This is a genomic window from Enterovirga sp. CN4-39 (assembly GCF_049446235.1).
Taxonomy (GTDB): Bacteria; Pseudomonadota; Alphaproteobacteria; order Rhizobiales; family Beijerinckiaceae; genus Enterovirga.
The window spans coordinates 24962-43402 of the sequence record NZ_JBMSEF010000007.1 but is presented as its reverse complement, the minus strand read 5'-3'; the positions used below and the strand labels follow the sequence as shown (position 1 = coordinate 43402).

Genomic DNA, 18441 nt, shown 5'->3' with positions numbered 1-18441 from the left:
CTTCTCTTAGGCGTTCGCCGTAGCCGGCTGGCCGGCATCCGGAATGCGAAGCACCTGGGGGAGGTTGAAGGTGATGTTCTCCTCGGTCCCGTCAAGGACCGAGACTTCGAGCGGACCCAGGCGGCGGAGCGCCTCGATCACGCTGTCGACCAGCACTTCCGGTGCCGAGGCGCCGGCCGTGAGACCGACTCGCTCGACACCTTCGAGCCATTTCGGATCGACCTCGCTGCCGTCATTGACGAGGTACGACGGCACTCCGGCCTCCTCGCCAACGTCGCGCAAGCGATTCGAGTTGGACGAATTGCGGGCGCCCACGACGAGCAGAACGTCGACGAGCTTGATGAGGTCGCGGACCGCGGCCTGGCGGTTCTGCGTGGCGTAGCAGATGTCCCGGGTATCCGGCCCGATCACGTCGGAGAAGCGCGCCTTCAGCGCCTCGATGATGTGGCGGGTATCATCGACCGAGAGCGTGGTCTGGGTGATGTAGGCAATGGGCGTATCGAGGGCCAGCGGCAGGGTCTCGACCTCCGCCGCCGTCTGAACGAGGTGCACCGGCCCGTCGATCTGGCCGAGCGTTCCGACGACCTCCGGATGCCCGGCATGGCCGACGAGAACGAGGGTACGCCCCTGGGTCACGTAGCGGCGGCCCTGGTTATGAACCTTGGTGACCAGCGGGCATGTCGCGTCCAGAACGGGAAGCTGACGCTCCTGGGCCTCTGCCTGCACCGAGCGGGCAACGCCATGGGCCGAGAACACCGTCACGGCGCCAGTCGGGACCTCCGACAGTTCCTTCACGAAGACCGCTCCCTTGGCCTTCAGGGTCTCGACGACGTGCCGGTTGTGGACGATCTCGTGCCGGACGTAGATCGGCGCACCATACTTGGTGAGCGCACGCTCAACGATGTCGATCGCGCGAACGACGCCTGCGCAGAATCCGCGCGGCTGCGCGAGAACGACCTTCATGCCCTTACCCGTTTGCTGAGTATCGCGCCCAGAGGGCCCCGGATCGCCAGCGCATACACCATTCGACCGATCACGGACAGCATTATGAACCCTTCGATGCCTCTCGTCGAGAAGCAGGCCTAACGAGGCCGTATCCGCAGCATTCACCGTGCCATCCTCATCCAGGCGAGCTCCGCGGGGCAGGCCCCATCGTTGATTGGCCCGGTCGCCGCCGCTAGGAGGAGCAGCCTCCCCCCCGCGCACGCAGAAATGATGGCGTGATACACCCCTGATGATGCGACCCGTTGAAGCGATCGTTGACGTTTCCGTGAGACGTCCCTGGACCGTTCTCGCGGTCTCGGCCCTCCTCACGGCCGTCTGCCTGTTCGTCGCGGTGACACGGTTCGCGATCAACACGGATACGGCGAGCCTTCTGTCTCCGTCGCTCCCGTGGCGCCAAGCCGAGATCGCCTTCGATCGCGCGTTCCCGCAGCGAACGGAGCTCGTGGCGGTCGTCATCGACGGGAAGACGCCCGAGATCGCGGAAGAAGCGGCCGAGCGGCTGACCGCCGGCTTGCGCAGCGACCCTGCCACATTTCGCAGCGTTGAGCGTCCCGACGGCGGCCCGTTCTTCGCCAAGAACGGGCTCCTCTTCCTGTCCGAGGATGAGCTGAAAGCCACGCTCGATTCGGTTTCGGAGCAAGCGGGCCTGCTGTCGATTCTTGCGGGCGATCCGAGCCTGCAGGGCCTCGCCCAGACGCTTGGCGCGACCCTCGTGGGCATACGGACCGGCGACATCACGCCGGACGAGCTCGCGCCCCGCTATGTTGCCTTCGCGGAGGCGATCGAGGCGGCCCTCGCCGGGAAGCCCGCCCGCCTCTCCTGGCAGTCGCTGGTCAGCGGCCGCCCGCCGGAACCCGCCGATCTGCGGAAGGTCGTCCTCGTTCGCCCCGTGATGGATTACGGCGCATTGCAGCCGGGAGCCGCCGCAACGGAGATCCTGCGCCGCAAGGCCGCCGAGCTCGGGCTCACCCCCGAGAACGGCGTCATGATTCGCCTCACCGGCCCGGTACCGCTCGCGGACGAGGAGTTCGCAACGGTCGCCGAGCACATGGCACTGAATATCGGGCTCACCCTGCTCGCGGTGGGAATCATCCTGTGGCTCGCGCTTCGCTCGCCGAAGCTGATTCTCGCCGTCCTGATCACCCTGTTCGCGGGGCTGGTCGTAACGTCGGCGCTCGGGCTGCTGGCCGTCGGGCGGCTCAACCTCATCTCGGTGGCCTTCTTCGTCCTCTTCATCGGACTGGGCGTCGATTTCGGCATCCAGTTCGCCGTCCGCTACCGGGCCGAGCGCCATAACCACGGCGGACTGGGGTTCGGGCTACGCGCTGCCGGACGTGAAGTCGGGTTTCCGCTCACGCTCGCCGCGCTGTCTCTGATGGCCGGCTTCCTGTCCTTCCTGCCGACCGATTTCAGCGGGGTCTCGGAGCTGGGGCTGATCGCCGGGATGGGCATGGCTGTCGCCTGCCTGGCGAGCTTCACGCTGCTCCCTGCGCTGATCGAGGTGTTTCGGCCCGGCCCCGAGCGCGCTCCGGTCGAAACGGCCTGGTTGGCCCACGTCGACCATTGGATCGCCCGGCACCGGCTGCTGGTGATCGGGATCACGGGCGCGATCGTGCTGGCCGGAACGCCGGCCCTGCTGAAGCTTCGCTTCGATTCCGACCCGATGAACCTGCGCGACGCGCGCGTGGAATCGGTGGCGACGTTCCGCGACCTCGCGAGCAGGGCGGAGACGAGCCCGACCACCATCGACATCCTGTACCCTTCGCTCGAGGCCGCCCGCGCCGACGCGGCGAAGATCGCCGCCCTCCCCGAGGTCCAGCGGGTGGCCTCGCTCGAGACGTTCCTGCCCGCCGGCCAGGAGAGAAAGCTGGCCATGCTGAAGGAGGCGGAGCCGGGCCTCGCGGCGGTCCTGGACCCGCACAGGGTCCCGCCCCCGTCCGACGAGGAGGGCAAGGCCGCTCTGGAGAAAACGGCGGAAGGATTGCGCGAGGTCGCCAAGGGTGCCGCCGCGCCAGGCGGCCCGGCCGCGGCGCGCCTTGCCGAGGCCCTGGACGAGCTGAGTCGTGCCAGCCCGGCTCGCCAGCAGGCCGCCGTCGACGCCGTGCTGATCGATTTCGATCGACTCGTGACGACCTTGAGGACCGCCTTCACGGCCGAGCCGATCACGCGGGAGAACCTGCCGAAGGAGATCCTGCGCGACTGGGTCGCTCCGGACGGACAAACGCGGCTCGAGGTGCAGCCGAAGCAGGACCTCTCCGATCCCGAAGCGGCGGAGCGCTTCGTTGCGGCCGTCCGATCGGTCGCCGCGCATGCCTCGGGAGCCCCGGTCACCATCAAGGAGTCGGGCGACACGATCGTCAGAGCCTTTTTGGAGGCGGGGATCTACTCCCTCGTTGCGATCACCATCATCCTCTGGGTCGCGATGCGGCGCCTCTGGGATGTGGTCCTTGCGATCGGACCGCTCATCCTGGCGGGCATCCTGACCCTGCAGGCGGCCCAACTCGCCGGCCTCCAGCTGAACTTCGCCAACATCATTGCCCTCCCCCTCATGTTCGGGGTCGGGGTCGCTTTCCACATCTATTACCTGATCGCCTGGCGCCAGGGCGTCGCCGACGTCCTCGCCTCGAGCCTGACGCGGGCCATCTTCTTCTCGGCCCTGACCACTGGGGTGGCGTTCGGATCGCTCTGGGCATCCAGCCATCCGGGGACGGCCTCGATGGGCGAACTCCTGGCGATCTCGCTGGTGTTCACGCTCCTGGCCGCCTTCTTCGTCGTGCCGGCCTTCCTCGGCCCGCCGAAGACGCGCCCCGCACCGCCGTCGAACGACTACGCGATCTGAGCGCCGCTCGCCTGGAGGGCGGCACGTGCTTCGGGAGCCAGAAGCGCCGCAAGCTCATCCCGGTAGCGGTAACCCTGCGCGGCGCCGTCAAACGCATCCGCGGTGGCCGGATGAGTGTAGATTTCCGTTCGCCCGACCGGGAGGTTCCCCAGGATCCCCAAAACCCGCTCGCTGGACATGGCTCCCGACCAGGCGAGCCCGAAGACGTGGTCGGCCACCACCAATCCCATCCGCCGTGCTCGCGCCCGGAGAAGCTTCGCGTAGGGGCCCGCAAGCCGCGCCTCGAGGCCCTGGGACACCTTCTCGACCTTTCCCAGTACGGCGGCCGGCTCCACCGGCACGCGCAGTGCCCGCATGCCGAATTCCTGCCCGATCTCCAGGAGGAGGCCGGCAATCGTCGGGTGGATGTGGAAGTGCTTGTGCGCGTCCACGTGATGGAGCGGCAGGCCGGTCCGGGCGTAGGCCTCGAACTGCGCCCTGATCTCGGCGGCGACCTGGCGCTGCACGCGGGGGCGGAAGAAGATCTCGGCTCCGTAGCGGGCGAGGTCCGTCTGCAGCTTCCCGTCAGGGCCGAGCAGATCGGGCACTTCGCCTGGCGGGAGAACGGCCCTCCCCTCCACGAGCGTGAGATGCAGGCCGACGGAGAGTTTCGGAAGCCGGCGCGCCCGCTCGACAGCGTCCGCGCACCAGGGCTCAGCGACCATCAGACTCGCGGCCGTCAGGATGCCATCCCGATGCGCGAGCTCGACGGCGTCATTCACCTCGCGGGAGAGGCCGAAATCGTCTGCCGTGACGGTGAGGATGCGTTCGGGCTGCTTCAAGGTCAGTCGATCAAGGCGTCGTAATCGGCATGAGACCCAATTCCAAACCAAACGAGGTTGGCCACCACCTCGACGGTAAGGGCGCGATACCGCGACCGACCCGCACGGACCAGAAGCGGCCCATCCTCTTCAGATGAACCGACGGGGGGCGAGCGTCACATTTCGGCGCGGATGCGGAGGGGCTCCGGCTGCTTCTCGCAGGCTGTCAAGAAACGGCGCGTCGGAAACGCGAGCGGCATGCGTTGCGATCCGCCCGTCGAAGCACTCCGGATCGGAGGGCTCGAAGCACGAGCGGAAGGCGGCCAGTTCCTCGGGAGGAAGCTCGGCGACCGCCTTCTCGGTTTCCGCGCCGTCCGTCACACCGCGCTGGTCAAGTTACGCCGCCTGCGCGACGCCACGGCGCTCCTTGAGGAAGCGGAAGAACTCTACGCCCTCGCGCAGCCGCCGCTTCATCATGTCGGGCTCGGTCACCATCTCGCCGACGATCGAGGCGATCTTCGGGATGCGGAAGTAGAACTTCCGGTAGAAATCCTCGACCGAGGTGAAGATCTCCGTGTGGCTCAGGCCCGGATAGTGCAGCGGCGCGATCTGGATGCCGTTGTCGTTGATGAGCTCGGCGTTCCTCTCGTCGAGCCACCCGTTCTCCATGGCCTGCTTGTAGAGGAAAGTGCCCGGATAGGGCGCGGCCAGCGAGACCTGGATCGTGTGCGGGTTGATGCGGGTGGCGAACTTGATCGTCTCGCGGATGGTGTCCTGCGTCTCGCCCGGCAGGCCGAGGATGAAGGTGCCGTGGATCTTGATGCCGAGCTCGTGGCAGTTCTTCGTGAACTCCTCGGCGACCTCGACCCGCATCCCCTTCTTGATGTTGTGCAGGATCTGCTGGTTGCCGCTCTCGTAGCCGACGAGCAGCAGGCGCAGGCCGTTGTCCTTGAGCACCTTCAGGGTGTCGCGCGGAACGTTCGCCTTGGCGTTGCACGACCAGGTCACGCCGAGCTTGCCGAGTTCCTTCGCGATCGCCTCCGCCCGCGGAAGATCGTCCGTGAAGGTGTCGTCGTCGAACATCAGCTCTTTCATCTGCGGGAACGCCTTGAGGATGTACTTCACCTCCTCGATGACGTGCCCGACGGAGCGGGTGCGGTAGCGGTGGCCGCCGACCGTCTGCGGCCAGAGGCAGAACGTGCAGCGGCTCTTGCAGCCCCGTCCCGTGTAGAACGAGATGTAGGGGTGCTTCAGATAGCCGATGAAGTAGTTCTCCATCACGAGGTCGCGCTTGTAGACCGGCGTGACGAAGGGCAGCGTGTCCATGTCGTGCATGACCGCGCGGTCCTCGTTGTGCACGATCACGCCCTGGCTGTTCCGGTAGGACAGCCCCTTGATGTCCGACCAGCTCTTGCCGTCGGCCACATCCTTCACCGTAAAATCGAACTCGTTGCGGGCCACGAAGTCGACGATCGGTGCCTGTTCGAGGCTCTCGTTCGACTGCACGGCAACCTTGGCGCCGATCAGCCCGACCTTCAGGTTCGGATTCGTGGCCTTCATGGCCTCGATGACCTTCACATCCGAATCGAAAGACGGCGTCGAGGTATGCAGAACCGCGAGGTCGTAGTCGCGCACCTGGCCGAGGACGTCCTGCAAGGTCGTCTTGTGGGGTGGCGCGTCGATCAGCTTTGAATTTTCGACCAGAGCGGCCGGCTGTGCGAGCCAGGTCGGATACCAGAAGGACTGGATCTCGCGACGGGCCTGGTAGCGGGAGCCGGCGCCGCCGTCGAAGCCGTCGAAGGACGGCGCCTGAAGGAAGAGCGTGCGCATCATCTCGGGTTCAGTGCCTCGTCTTGGCCGTGAGGACGCCCGTGGACGTCACATCGTAGCTATGCCCTCTCCAGCTGACGCCGCGGCCGAAGAAGCTCGCCACGAAGATGCCGAAAGAAAGCAGGTCGCGCAAAGGCGCGAGCCCGTAAACCTGTGCCTTTAAGCCGAAGGCCCGCTTCACGGCAAGGTACAGTCCCATCCGAAGCAGGATCGCCGCGGCGACGAAGCAGGCGGCGACATAACCCGGCGACAGAGCCAGAGCGAGCAGCGCCAGCGGAAGCGGGTGCGCGACGACGGATCCCGCATGACCGCCCGGATCGATCTGGCGGATCGTCCGAACCCAGCGCAGCTCCTGCCCTACGAGGTCGCGGAAGGAGCGCTCCGTGCAGGCGTGGCCGATCGTGAAGGGCGTGACGGCGACCTTCAGGCCGAGCCGGCGAACGGCGGCCCCGACCAGGTAATCGTCGGCGAGGTCATGAGCGAAGGCCCGGAAGCCGCCTATCGCCTCAAGCGTCTCGCGGCGAAGCGCGATGGTCGAACCCATGCAGGGTTGCGCGAGCCCGAGGCCGAGCCCCACGGCAACGCTTGGGAGGAAATGCGTCTCGATCGCCAGCGCCGACAGCCGCGACCAGACGTTGCCCGCCGCAACCCCATGATAGAGGCACGTCACGGCCCCCACACCCGGAACGTGCAACTCGTCTACGATGCGGCGCAGGTAGTCCGGGGCAACGACCATGTCGCTGTCGGCGAGGACCACGATCTCGTGGCGGATCCGCTTCGCCATGTTGATCAGGTTGGAAACCTTGCGGTTCGAGCCATGCAGGCTGGCATCGATCACGAGGTCGACCGTAGCCCCCGGAAATGCCCGCTCGAGTGCGCGCACGACTTCGATGGCCGGATCCCGGGCATTCTGGACGCCGAACACGACCTGAACCGGCCCGCGATAATCCTGCCGGAGAAAGCTCGACAGATTTTCGAACAAGCGCGGCTCCGCTCCGTGGAGCGGCTTCAGGACCGTCACCGCGGGGGTTGCTGCTACCGACGGCACGCGCCGGGAGGCGATCCGACCCACGAAAACGATCGCGGCGACCAGGTAGAGGAGCCCCGCCCCCGCCAGGACGAGGAAGAGACCCGCGAGGAGCCCCGTCGGATTCAATGGCGCCCCCCCGCCAGGCTGCCCGTCTTTCCGCCGAGCTCGGCGGAGCGGCTGAAGGCGCGACGGCCCTCGAGCCACTGCCAAGCGATCAGCCCCGGGACGCCGAGGGCGAGGTCGGCCACGCGCTTCACCAGCGACAGGGCAATCGCCGGCCCTGCCGGGATGCCGAAGAGCGCGCAGATGGCCACGAAGCCCCCCTCCTGGACACCAATGCCGCCGGGGACGGCGAACGCCGCACCGCGGACCGCCTGACCCATGCTCTCGATCACGATGGCTTCGGCGAAGCTCACCGGATGGCCCATGAAGTGCAGGGCGACCCAGACCTCGAGCGAACCGAAGATCCACACGGCCGAATGGATCGCCACCGAGGCCATGACCCCGCGCGGATTGGCATAGATTTCCCGGAGGCGCTCGTAGAAGCGCTCCACGGCGGCGAGCGCTGCCCATTCCCGCCCTGCCGCCAGCTTCTGGCCGATGGCCAGGAAGAGCTTCGAGCCACCCCGCCTCTGGAGGAGGAGGAACCCGGCGAGGCCGAGGGCAGCGATACCAAGACCTCCGGCTGCATAGTGGACAAGCTCGCTATCGCCCACGAGCCACACGAGGAGCCCGAGCCCGAGCACGGCGAAGAGCAGCTGGGTTCCAGCCTGGACCGCGATATCCGCAATCACGCTCGCCCAGGCCATCGCGCCCTCGCAGCGCCAGAAGGTGGCGAGCCGCGCGCCGATGAAATCGCCCCCGATCGCCGCGACCGGAAGGAGTTGGTTCGTCGCTTCGCGGATCCAGCGCAGCAGCATCGCCACCCCGGCGGAGAGGCGTTTCCCGGGCGGGAAGAGCATGTTCCAGCCAAGGCCGTCGACCGCGATGGCCACCGCCCGCAGGAGGACGACGAGGAGGGTTGCCCAGCCGGCGCTCCTCACGGCCGCCAGGATGTCGTCCGCCCCTGAATAAACGACGAGGCCCGTGAACAGGCCGAGCCCGGCTAAGGCGGCAAGAACCGTCAAACGCTTCATCTTGCCCGCGGTCTCACTCTGGCCTTCAGGCCTAACTCTGTTTAATGCGCGTGCTATCTATCCGAGATCGCTCAACAATGCCCCCAATTTGTGGTCGCATTGCCTGAAAATCAGACGGGTGGAGCGATCGGGCATAATCTGGAGAGAGGCGACGTGGACCTCGGGGTGACCTCGCAAGCGGACGTGTTGGACCGGACGCAGTCGGCGACGGGGGCGGCGCCTGCGTCGCGCCTGCCCGAGGCCGATAGCACCTGCCCGGTGATGTCCTACAACGAGTGGGATCCGCTCGAGGAGGTGATCGTCGGACGGCTCGAGGGGGCCACGATCCCGTCCAACCACATCACGGTCACCTACAACCTGCCGCCTTCCGTGATGGGCCTCTACCGGCTCGCAGCCGGGTTCAAGTACCCGGGCTGGATGAAGAAGCTGGCGCAGAAGGAGCTCGACGGCTTCATCGCGCTGCTCGAGGGCGAGGGCGTGAAGGTGCGCCGGCCCGAGATCATGGACTTCTCGAAGAAGTATCGGACCCCGAGTTGGTCCTCGCGCGGGTTCACCATCGCCTGCCCGCGGGACGGCTACATGGTGGTCGGCGACGAGATCATCGAAAGCCCGATGTGCTGGCGCTCCCGCCATTTCGAGCAGGACGCCTACCGTCCCCTGTTCAAGGAATACTTCCAGGCGGGCGCCCGCTGGACCTCCGCGCCCCGGCCGCAACTGACGGACGACCTCTACCGGTACAACTACAAGCTGCCGAAGAAGGGCGGCCCGATCGAGTACACCATCAACGAATTCGAGCCCGTCTTCGACGCGGCCGACTTCGTGCGCTGCGGCCGCGACCTCTTCGTGACCGTCTCCAATGTCACGAACCGGTTCGGCATCTCCTGGCTGCAGCGGCACCTCGGCGACACTTACCGGATCCACGAGATCCCGAGCCTGTGCACGCAGCCGATGCACATCGACTCCACCTTCATGCCGCTCGCGCCGGGCAAGGTACTGGTGAACCCTGACTATTGCGACATCGAGAATCTTCCGCCGGCCCTGAAGCGCTGGGACGTTCTCGTCGCCCCTCGGCCGGACCCCGTCTCGGGCATCATGGCGAAGATCTCGATGTGCTCGCCCTGGACCTCCATCAACGTGCTGTCCCTGACCGAGAGGAAGGTCGTCGTGGATGCCTCGCAGCCCACGCTGATTCGTGCACTGAAGGATTGGGGCTTCGAGCCGCTGCCCATCCCGTTCCTGGCCTATGGACCGTTCGGCGGCGCGTTCCATTGTGCGACTTTGGACATTCGCCGTCGCGGAACGCTGGCCGACTACTCTTGAACGGCCAAGCCTGATGTCCGGAAAGCACAGCCGGCGGAGGATCGTCAGCAACAAGCCTCTGCTGCGTTGCTGCGTCGGGTCGTAGACCATTAACCTGCACCCGACACATTGGCGCGCGACTGCGCGCCATTCGGGAATTGAAAAATGACGTTCCGCTACGCGGCCATGCTGGCCGCGCCTCTCGTGTTTTCCTCCACCTTCGCACCTGCAGCCGATCTCGGCAGCAACGGGCAGGCGCGCACGCCCATGATGGTGGAAGCGGACACCTACGTGGTGACCATCACGGCCACCGGCCAGGCGAAGCCCAGGTATCCTGGGGCGGACGACTTCATCGCGCTCGGCTATCCGTCCGTGAACGTCCGGCGCCTCGGTGAGGCGCCTCGCTTTGCGGCGCAAGACGACGGCCTGAGCATCTCGCTCTACGAGGACATCCCCAATTTCCGCATCGGCCCCGTCGTGCGGGCGCAGGGCGGACGCTACTACTCCGATGACCGCCGCCTCGTAGGCCTGCGGAAGATCAACTGGAGCGTCGAGCCGGGCATCTTCCTCGAATACTTCCCGGTCAGCTTCATCCGGGCCCGCGTCGAGCTCCGCTACGCGCTGAACGGTGCAGAAGGTTTTGTCGGCAATGCCGGGCTCGACTTCATCGCGCCGGTCGACCGCTGGACCTTCGCAATCGGCCCGCGGATCGGCTTCGGCGATGCGAACTATGTCCGCACCTATTTCGGGGTCACGCCCGGAGAAGCCGCGGCAAACGCCATCATCCCAGCCGCCTTCCGGGCCGGCGGGGGCGTGACGACCGTGGGCGGCGTCGGCTCGATCAGCTACCAGTGGGACGAGACCTGGGGCACGTCGGTCTTCGGCGGCTACAACCGCCTGGTTGGCGACGCCGGCCGCAGCCCGATCACCCGGCTGATCGGATCGCGGGATCAGTGGACGTTCGGCGCAAGCGTCTCCTATTCCTTCAACTGGACGCGCTGACGCGAGCCGAAACCGGTCCGAGGTCATTCGCGGATGGCTTCGGACCACCTTCTACGCGACCGGCCGGGCCGCTCTGGATCAGCCGGAGCGGACCAGCGCCAGCGACGAGAATTCCTCCGCAACCTGCGCGTAGATGTGCCGCTTGAACGGCACGACCAGCGCCGTGATCCGGTCCAGCCGCTCCCAGCGCCACGAATCGAATTCGGGCTCCGAGCCATGCGTGGTGATGCCGAGATCGATCTCGCGCTCCTCGCCGGTGAAGCGCATCGCGTACCAGCGCTGTTCCTGCCCCCGGAACGCGGCCAGACGGTGCGGCGGCCCCGCATAGGGCGGAAAATCGTAGCGGACCGGCCCGGACAGGATCCCGATCACCTCCGCCGAGGTGACACCCGTTTCCTCCCAGAGTTCCCGACGCGCGGCGGCCTCGAGGTCCTCGTCCGGATCAATCCCTCCCTGTGGCATCTGCCATTCGCAGCCCGGCACGACGATCTCCGGCCCGTCGTCCCCGATTCGTCTCGCGATGAGGACGCGTCCGTCGCCGTTGAAGAGAGCCACCCCGACATTCGGCCGGTAGAGGCTGGAACTGAGGAACCTGTCAGTCATCGGATCCACGAGTAAGCTTCAAAGAAGTGCTTGCCTGGACGCAGGCCGGAACGCACGCTCGCCGAGGAGCAGAAATCAGCCGAAATGTCTCGCCCGATAGCAGCGCGCCGCCAGGACGAAATCCTTTCTCGCCTCAGACTCGCCGGGACCGTCAGCGTCGAGGAACTGGCAGAGTCCTTCTCGGTCTCGCGCGAGACGATCCGCCGGGACCTAAAGAGCCTCGCCAAGCGCGGCAGGCTCGACGTCGTGCATGGCGGCGCCTCCCGGCGAAGCTCCGAAACCGCGCTGGTGAAGCGCCTGGGCGAGAACCCGGACGGCAAGGCCGCCATCGGCCGCGCCGCCGCGGAGCTCGTCGAAGACGGCATGGTGGTTCTTCTCGATTCGGGCGCGACCACGCTCAAGGTCGCCGAAGCCCTCGCGGGAAAGAGCGATCTCACGATTGCAACCAACTCCCTCCCGATTGCGCTGGTCATGTGCCGCGTCCCCGGAACGCGCGTCCACATGCTCGGCGGCGAGGTGGATTGCATGGACGAGGCCGCCTTCGGGATCGAAGTCATGGAGGCGCTCGAACGGTTCCGGTTCGATCTCGCCTTCGTGGGCGCGGCCGGGATTTCCGAGGACGGCGAGGTCACGGATTTCACCCGCGTCGCCGCGGAACAGCGGAGCCGGATGCTGCGAGCCGCCAAGCGGGCCTACCTCGTGGCGGACGGGAGCAAGTTCGGACGGCTCACGCCGATCCGCATCCCGGATACCGAGCGCGCGGCCGGTCTCATCGTGGACATCGCGCCCCCCGCCTCGATGTCGGAGGGCTTACAGGCCCGCGGCATGGACGTCATCGTCGCCGCGTGAAAATGTGGTTTTTTGTGAGAACGTGTTGCATCCCATGAAAGGCTCTCTAGAGTAGCGCCGTCTACCTGCGAGACCATCCATGGACGATGGCCACACGCCGTCTCCTGCACGAGCCATCTCTTCCGGCCGGCGCGGCTTATTCGAGTCCCTGAGCGAGTGTCGGGATGACGACGGGCGTATTTCTGGCAGTGCTCCTGGCTGCCGCCATGCATGCGGGCTGGAACGCCGTCCTGAAGGTCAGGCTCGAGCCGTTCGTCGCGATGACAATGGTGACGGGGCTGGCCGGATTGGTCGGACTGCCCTTTCTCATCGCGTTGGGGCTGCCGAAGGCGGAGGCCTGGCCATGGCTCTTCGCCTCCGTCGTGATCCACCTCGCCTATTATCTCTTCCTGTCGGAAGCCTACCGGCAGGCGGATATGGGGCAGGTCTACCCGATCGCCCGTGGAGGGGCGCCGCTCCTCACTGCCTTCGTCTCGTTCTTCCTGGTGCGGGAGCCGTTCGGGGCCGCCGCCGGGGTCGGAATCGCCATCCTGGGCTCCGGGATCGCGCTCATGTCGCTGCGCGGCAAGGGCGCGCATTTCGACCGGCGGGCCGTCGGCTTTGCGCTCCTCACCTCCGTCGTCATCTGCGGCTACACGATCGTGGACGGCATGGGCGCGCGCATTGCCGGGGACCCGCACGCCTATTCGGCGGCGCTCTTCGTCTTCGATGCCATTCCGCTGCCTCTCTACCTGCTCTGGCGCCGCGGCTCTGCCCCGTTCGCGAAGATGCGCTACTTCCTGGTGCCGGGTTTCGCCGGCGCGAGCATGTCCTTGGCGGCCTACTGGATTGCGATCTGGGCGATGACGGTCGCGCCGATCGCCCTTGTGGCGGCCTTGCGCGAAACGAGCGTGCTCTTCGCGATGCTGATCGCCGTCCTTTTCCTGAAGGAGCCGCTCGTCCCGGCCCGCGGAGTGGCAGCGCTCCTGATTGTCGCCGGCATCGTCATCATCAAGCTTGGTTGAGGCTCCCCGCATGAATCAGACTCCCGCCCCGCGCGGCACATCCGAAACGGGAGACGCGCTGCTCCTCACGCCCGGCCCGCTCACGACCTCCCGGAGCGTCAAGGAAGCTATGGTCCACGACTGGGGCTCGCGCGACGCGACCTTCGTGGCGATCAACAAGGCAGTGCTGGAGCACCTGCCCGAGATCATCCACGGCACTGACCGCTACGTCACGGTGCCCATGCAAGGGTCAGGGACCTTCGCGGTCGAGGCCATGCTGACCACCTTCGTGCCGCGGAGCGGCAAGTGCCTTCTGCTCGTCAACGGGGCCTACGGGCATCGCGCGAAGAGGATCCTGGATATCGCCGGCCGCGCCGCGATCGTTCAGGAGACAGCCGAGGATCAGCCGGTCGTGCCAGGCGATCTGGACAAGGCGCTCTCCTCCGACCCCGCCATCACCCACGTGTTCGTGGTCCAATGCGAGACGACGAGCGGCATTCTCAACCCAGTGGCAGAGGTCGCTGAGGTCGTCGCCCGGCATGGAAAGCGGCTGCTGGTCGACGCGATGAGTGCCTTCGGCGCCCTCCCCCTCGATTCACGCCAGATCGCCTTCGACGCGGTCGCTGCTTCGTCCAACAAATGCATCGAAGGGGTGCCCGGGCTCGGCTTCGTCCTGTGCCGCCGCGAGGCCCTGGCGGAAACGAAGGGAAATGCCACGACCCTGGTGCTCGACCTCTTCGACCAGCACGAGGGATTCCAGCGTACGGGACAGTACCGCTTCACGCCGCCGATCCACGTGATCGTCGCCTTCCACCAGGCGCTGGAGGAGTTCTGGGCCGAAGGGGGCGTCGCAGGGCGCGGCGGGCGCTACGCCGAGAATGGCCGGGTCCTGATCGAGGGCATGAAGGCGCTCGGCTTCGAGCCGCTGCTGCCCCCGGACCTCCAGGCCCCCATCATCGTCACATTCCGGATGCCGGAAGCGGCGAACTTCGTCTTCGGGCGCTTCTATGACGCCCTGAAGGAGCGCGGCTACGTGATCTACCCGGGCAAACTCACCGTCGCCGACACGTTCCGGATCGGCTGCATCGGCCGGATCACGCCCGACCAGATGCGCGGCGCCATCGCGGCAGTCGCGGAAGTCCTTCGCGAAATGGGCGTGAACCTCACGCCATCCGCCCAGGCCGCGTGAGGAGGCAAGGATGAATATGCAATCGCGTATCGGCCAGGACGTCTCCGTCAACGGTCGCACCTATCGCTGGCCCAAGACGCCGACCGTCGTCGTCTGCATCGACGGCTCCGAGCCGGGCTATATCGAGCGGGCGATCGAAGCCGGTCTGGCCCCGAACCTCAACCGGCTGATGAAGACGGGCGCGAATACGACCGCGCTGTCCGTCATCCCGAGCTTCACCAACCCCAACAACATCTCGATCATCACCGGCCGCCCGCCGGCGGTGCATGGCATCGCCGGGAACTACTTCTACGATCCGGCCACCGGCGAGGAGGTGATGATGAACGACGTCCGCTTCATGCAGGCGCCGACGATCCTCGCCGCCTTCCACGAAGCGGGCGCCAAGGTCGCCATGGTGACCGCAAAGGACAAGCTGCGCACGCTGCTCGGACGCGGCCTCGATTTCTCGACCGGGCGAGCGATCGCGTTCTCGTCGGAGAAGGCCGACAAGGCGAACCTCGCCGACAACGGGATCGAGAACGTGCTCGACCTCGTCGGCATGCCGGTGCCGGACGTCTATTCGGCCGAGCTCTCCGAGTTCGTCTTCGCGGCCGGCGTGAACCTGCTGAAAAGCTTTCGCCCCGACGTGATGTATCTGTCGACGACCGACTACGTGCAGCACAAGGCGGCACCCGGGTCGGAGATGGCGAATAGCTTCTACGCCATGCTCGACCGCTACGTCGGCGAACTGGACGCGGCCGGCTGCGTGCTGGTCCTCACGGCCGATCACGGCATGAACGACAAGCACCTCGCCTCCGGGGAGCCGGACGTGATCTACCTGCACGAAGTGCTCGACGGCTGGCTGGGAGCCGGGGAGGCACGGGTCATCCTGCCGATCACGGATCCCTACGTTGTCCACCACGGTGCGCTCGGCTCCTTCGCGACCGTGTACCTGCCGAGGGGCGCGGATACGGGGGGCATCATCGCACGGCTGTCGGCCCTGGATGGGGTCGAGGTCGCTATCGACCGCGAAGAGGCGTGCGAGCGCTTCGAGCTGCCGCCGGACCGGATCGGCGATATCGTCGTCGTTTCCACGCGCCACAAGGTGCTCGGGACGGCCGCCTCGAAGCACGACCTTTCCGGGTTGACCGAGCCCCTGCGCTCGCATGGCGGGCTGACCGAGCAGGTCGTCCCGCTGATCGCCAATCGGAAGCTGGACGTTCCGGCGGGCCGCACGCTTCGGAATTTCGACGTCTTCGACGTCGCGCTCAATCACGTCGGGTGAGGCTGCCATGAACGCACCCGTAAAGCTTCCCTTCCGCCGCGAGGCGATGCGCATCTCCGGCCGGCACGTCACGACCGACGACATGGTCGAGGTCTTCAACCCATACACGAACGAGGTCGTCGGCACGGTGCCGGCTGCACGGCCGGAGCATGTCCGGGACGCGTTCAAGGCGGCCCGCGCGTTCAAGCCGAAGCTCAACCGCTACGAGCGCCAGCAGATTCTCCAGCGCACGGCCGAACTCCTGCGCGATCGCAAGGAGGATTTCGCCCGCCTGATCACGGCGGAATCCGGCCTATGCTGGAAGGACTCGCTCTACGAGGCGAGCCGCGCCTACGACGTCTGGTCCTTCGCGGCGCAGCTCGTGATCAAGGACGACGGCGAGATCTACGCCTGCGACATCTCCCCGAACGGGAAGCAGCGGAAGATCTTCACAACCCGCACGCCCCTGCTCGGCGTCATCTCGGCAATTACGCCGTTCAATCACCCGCTCAATATGGTGAGCCACAAGCTCGCCCCGGCGATCGCCACCAACAACCGCCTGGTGCTGAAGCCGACGGAACTGACGCCGTTGACGGCTCTCGCTCTGGCGGACGTGCTCTACGAGGCGGGGCTGCCGCCCGAGATGCTGCACGTCGTGACCGGCAATCCCTCGACCATGGGCGATTCCATGATCACTGATCCGGATGCGGATCTGGTGACCTTCACGGGCTCGGTACGGGTCGGAAAGCACATCGCCAACACCGCCGGCTACAAGCGGCTCGTCCTCGAGCTGGGCGGCAACGATCCGCTGATCGTCATGGAGGATGCCGACCTCGACAAGGCGGCCGAGCTCGCCGTGCAGGGCGCGACCAAGAATTCCGGCCAGCGCTGCACGGCCGTGAAGCGGATCCTCGTGGTCGAGAGCGTTGCCGATGATTTCAGCAAGCTTGTCGTCGAAAAGGCGAAGAAGCTGAAGGCCGGCGACCCGATGGATCCCGAGACGGATGTCGGCACGGTCATCAACGAGCGCTCGGCTGCGCTCTTCGAGAAGCGGGTCGACCAGGCCGTGGCGCGGGGCGCCGAACGGCTGCATGGCGCGCGCCGCTCCGGTGCACTGTTCCCGCCGGTGGTCGTGGACCGCGTGCCGGCCGATTGCGAGCTCGTGCACGAGGAGACCTTCGGGCCTGTCATCCCGATCATCCGCTGCCCGGACGACATCGGGTCTGTCATCAAGCTGTCGAACTCGACCGCGTATGGGCTGTCCTCGGGCGTGTGCACGAACCGCCTCGACTACATCCAGCGCTTCGTCGCAGAGCTCGAAGTCGGGACCGTCAATCTCTGGGAGGTGCCCGGCTACCGGATCGAGATGTCGCCTTTCGGCGGGATCAAGGATTCTGGGCTTGGCTACAAGGAGGGCGTGGTCGAGGCGATGAAGAGCTTCACCAACGTCCGCACCTGGTCGATGCCCTGGTCCGTGTGAAAAAGTGGGCATATGTGGCGAAACTTCCGACTTGTCGGAGATCGCTGGCCAGCGTGTACTGATGAAGAGCGGCTGAAGCGGAGCCCGGGCTAACCGGGCGCGAAGAGCGGGGGTTTTTCGAATGAGATCCTGGATCAACGCGGCCCTGGCAATCGGGCTTTCATGCGGCCTCGCTGGAGCGGCAGCCGCGCAGACCAAAACGAAACTGACGATCTACACGGCGCTGGAAAACGACCAGCTCGCACCGTTCAAGCGCTCGATCGAGGCCGCGGTTCCAGAAGCAGAGGTGGTCTGGGTGCGCGACTCCACCGGCGTCATCACCGCTCGCTTCATGGCCGAGAAGGAAAATCCCCGCGCCGACATGGTCATCGGGCTTGCCGCCTCGAGCCTGCTCGTCTTCGATAAGGCGGGGCTGCTCGAAGACTACAAGCCGACAGGAGCCGAGAAGCTGAAGGAAGCGTTCCGGCCAGCAAAGGGCCCGCACACCTGGACAGGCATGGACGCCTATCTTGGCGTCGTCTGCTTCAATACGGCCGAGGCTGCCAAGGACAAGATTCCGACGCCCACCTCCTGGGCGGACCTTACGAAACCCGAGTTCAAGGGCAAGGTCGTGATGCCTCATCCCGCCTCGTCCGGCACCGGCTACCTGATGGTCGCAGGCTGGCTGCAGAGCATGGGCGAGGAGAAGGGCTGGGCCTTCATGGACGGCCTGCATCAGAACATTGCGTCCTATCTTCATTCGGGCTCGGCACCCTGCGTGCAGGCGGCCCGCGGCGAGCGCGTGGCCGGCCTCGCGCTCGACATGCGCGGCGCCTCCGAGAAGACCAAAGGGGCGCCGATCGAGGTCGTCCTGCCGAAGGAAGGCGTGGGCTGGGAAGAAGAGGCGTTCGCGATCGTCAAGGGCTCGAAGAACCTGGCCCTCGTCAAGAAGGTCGCAGACTGGGCCGCCAGCAAGGAAGCGAACGAGCTCTATTCCAAGACCTACGCCATCGTCGCCTATCCGGGTGTCCAGAACACGCCGCCGAACTATCCGGCCGGGGCCGAGAAGGCGATGATCAAGAACGATCTCGGCTGGATGGCGGAGAACCGCGACCGCGTGCTGGCGGAGTGGTCGAAGCGCTACGAAGCGAAGGCGGCTCCGAAGAACTGAGCG

The 18441-nt window shown here is 66.3% G+C and carries 15 protein-coding genes; 9 read left to right on the top strand and 6 right to left on the bottom strand.

What is annotated here, in order from left to right; genetic code table 11:
* Window positions 1-6: 6 nt before the first annotated feature.
* The gene (gene ispH, locus ACO2SS_RS13180; protein WP_423278132.1) at window positions 7-963 is read right to left on the bottom strand and encodes a 4-hydroxy-3-methylbut-2-enyl diphosphate reductase; all 957 of its coding nucleotides are present in this window, start codon (window positions 961-963) and stop codon (window positions 7-9) included.
* Between the two features lie 307 nt (window positions 964-1270).
* On the opposite strand from ispH, the gene ACO2SS_RS13175 reads away from it, so the two are divergent.
* Window positions 1271-3844 carry an MMPL family transporter gene (locus ACO2SS_RS13175; RefSeq protein ID WP_423278131.1) on the top strand — a complete coding sequence of 858 codons (2574 nt, stop codon included), beginning with the start codon at window positions 1271-1273 and terminating at the stop codon, window positions 3842-3844.
* On the opposite strand, the gene hpnK is transcribed toward ACO2SS_RS13175, so the two are convergent.
* The 4 genes from hpnK to ACO2SS_RS13155 all read right to left on the bottom strand — a co-directional run bounded on the left by hpnK (window position 3832) and on the right by ACO2SS_RS13155 (window position 8640).
* Window positions 3832-4665 carry a hopanoid biosynthesis-associated protein HpnK gene (hpnK, locus tag ACO2SS_RS13170; protein WP_423278130.1) on the bottom strand — a complete coding sequence of 278 codons (834 nt, stop codon included), beginning with the start codon at window positions 4663-4665 and terminating at the stop codon, window positions 3832-3834. The two genes, ACO2SS_RS13175 and hpnK, sit on opposite strands and share 13 nt — an antisense overlap.
* Before the next feature lie 375 nt (window positions 4666-5040).
* Entirely contained in the window at window positions 5041-6474 is a 1434-nt protein-coding gene (gene hpnJ / locus ACO2SS_RS13165; RefSeq protein ID WP_423278335.1) for a hopanoid biosynthesis associated radical SAM protein HpnJ, read from the bottom strand.
* A 10-nt stretch (window positions 6475-6484) separates the two neighbouring features.
* Window positions 6485-7630 (bottom strand): bacteriohopanetetrol glucosamine biosynthesis glycosyltransferase HpnI, encoded by a 1146-nt coding sequence (hpnI, locus tag ACO2SS_RS13160; protein WP_423278129.1) that lies wholly within the window; start codon window positions 7628-7630, stop codon window positions 6485-6487.
* Entirely contained in the window at window positions 7627-8640 is a 1014-nt protein-coding gene (locus tag ACO2SS_RS13155; RefSeq protein ID WP_423278128.1) for a flippase-like domain-containing protein, read from the bottom strand. The genes hpnI and ACO2SS_RS13155 overlap by 4 nt, the downstream gene beginning before the upstream one ends.
* Window positions 8641-8901: 261 nt before the next feature.
* Between ACO2SS_RS13155 and ACO2SS_RS13150 the strand changes: the two genes are divergently transcribed.
* Together ACO2SS_RS13150 and ACO2SS_RS13145 are read left to right on the top strand one after the other, a co-directional pair.
* The gene (locus tag ACO2SS_RS13150; protein WP_423278334.1) at window positions 8902-9960 is read left to right on the top strand and encodes an amidinotransferase; all 1059 of its coding nucleotides are present in this window, start codon (window positions 8902-8904) and stop codon (window positions 9958-9960) included.
* Window positions 9961-10104: 144 nt separating this feature from the next.
* Window positions 10105-10941 (top strand): MipA/OmpV family protein, encoded by an 837-nt coding sequence (locus ACO2SS_RS13145; protein ID WP_423278127.1) that lies wholly within the window; start codon window positions 10105-10107, stop codon window positions 10939-10941.
* A gap of 78 nt (window positions 10942-11019) precedes the next feature.
* Here the strand turns inward: ACO2SS_RS13145 and ACO2SS_RS13140 are convergent, their stop codons facing one another.
* Window positions 11020-11544, bottom strand: coding sequence for an RNA pyrophosphohydrolase (locus tag ACO2SS_RS13140; protein WP_423278126.1), 525 nt, complete (start codon window positions 11542-11544; stop codon window positions 11020-11022).
* A gap of 84 nt (window positions 11545-11628) precedes the next feature.
* Here ACO2SS_RS13140 and ACO2SS_RS13135 point away from each other — a divergent pair, with 84 nt between their 5' ends.
* The 6 genes from ACO2SS_RS13135 (at window position 11629) to ACO2SS_RS13110 (ending at window position 18438) form a co-directional block, all read left to right on the top strand.
* Entirely contained in the window at window positions 11629-12393 is a 765-nt protein-coding gene (locus ACO2SS_RS13135; RefSeq protein ID WP_423278125.1) for a DeoR/GlpR family DNA-binding transcription regulator, read from the top strand.
* Window positions 12394-12557: 164 nt separating this feature from the next.
* Window positions 12558-13397: an EamA family transporter gene (locus ACO2SS_RS13130; protein WP_423278124.1), complete on the top strand. Its 840-nt coding sequence runs from the start codon at window positions 12558-12560 to the stop codon at window positions 13395-13397.
* Window positions 13398-13407: 10 nt separating this feature from the next.
* A complete protein-coding gene (locus ACO2SS_RS13125; protein WP_423278123.1) occupies window positions 13408-14565 on the top strand; it encodes a 2-aminoethylphosphonate--pyruvate transaminase in 1158 nt (385 codons plus the stop codon).
* A gap of 10 nt (window positions 14566-14575) precedes the next feature.
* Entirely contained in the window at window positions 14576-15829 is a 1254-nt protein-coding gene (gene phnA / locus ACO2SS_RS13120) for a phosphonoacetate hydrolase (protein WP_423278122.1), read from the top strand.
* Window positions 15830-15836: 7 nt separating this feature from the next.
* Window positions 15837-17288, top strand: coding sequence for a phosphonoacetaldehyde dehydrogenase (gene phnY / locus ACO2SS_RS13115; RefSeq protein ID WP_423278121.1), 1452 nt, complete (start codon window positions 15837-15839; stop codon window positions 17286-17288).
* 121 nt (window positions 17289-17409) lie between these two features.
* Window positions 17410-18438 (top strand): putative 2-aminoethylphosphonate ABC transporter substrate-binding protein, encoded by a 1029-nt coding sequence (locus ACO2SS_RS13110; protein ID WP_423278120.1) that lies wholly within the window; start codon window positions 17410-17412, stop codon window positions 18436-18438.
* The last annotated feature ends 3 nt before the right edge of the window (window positions 18439-18441 follow it).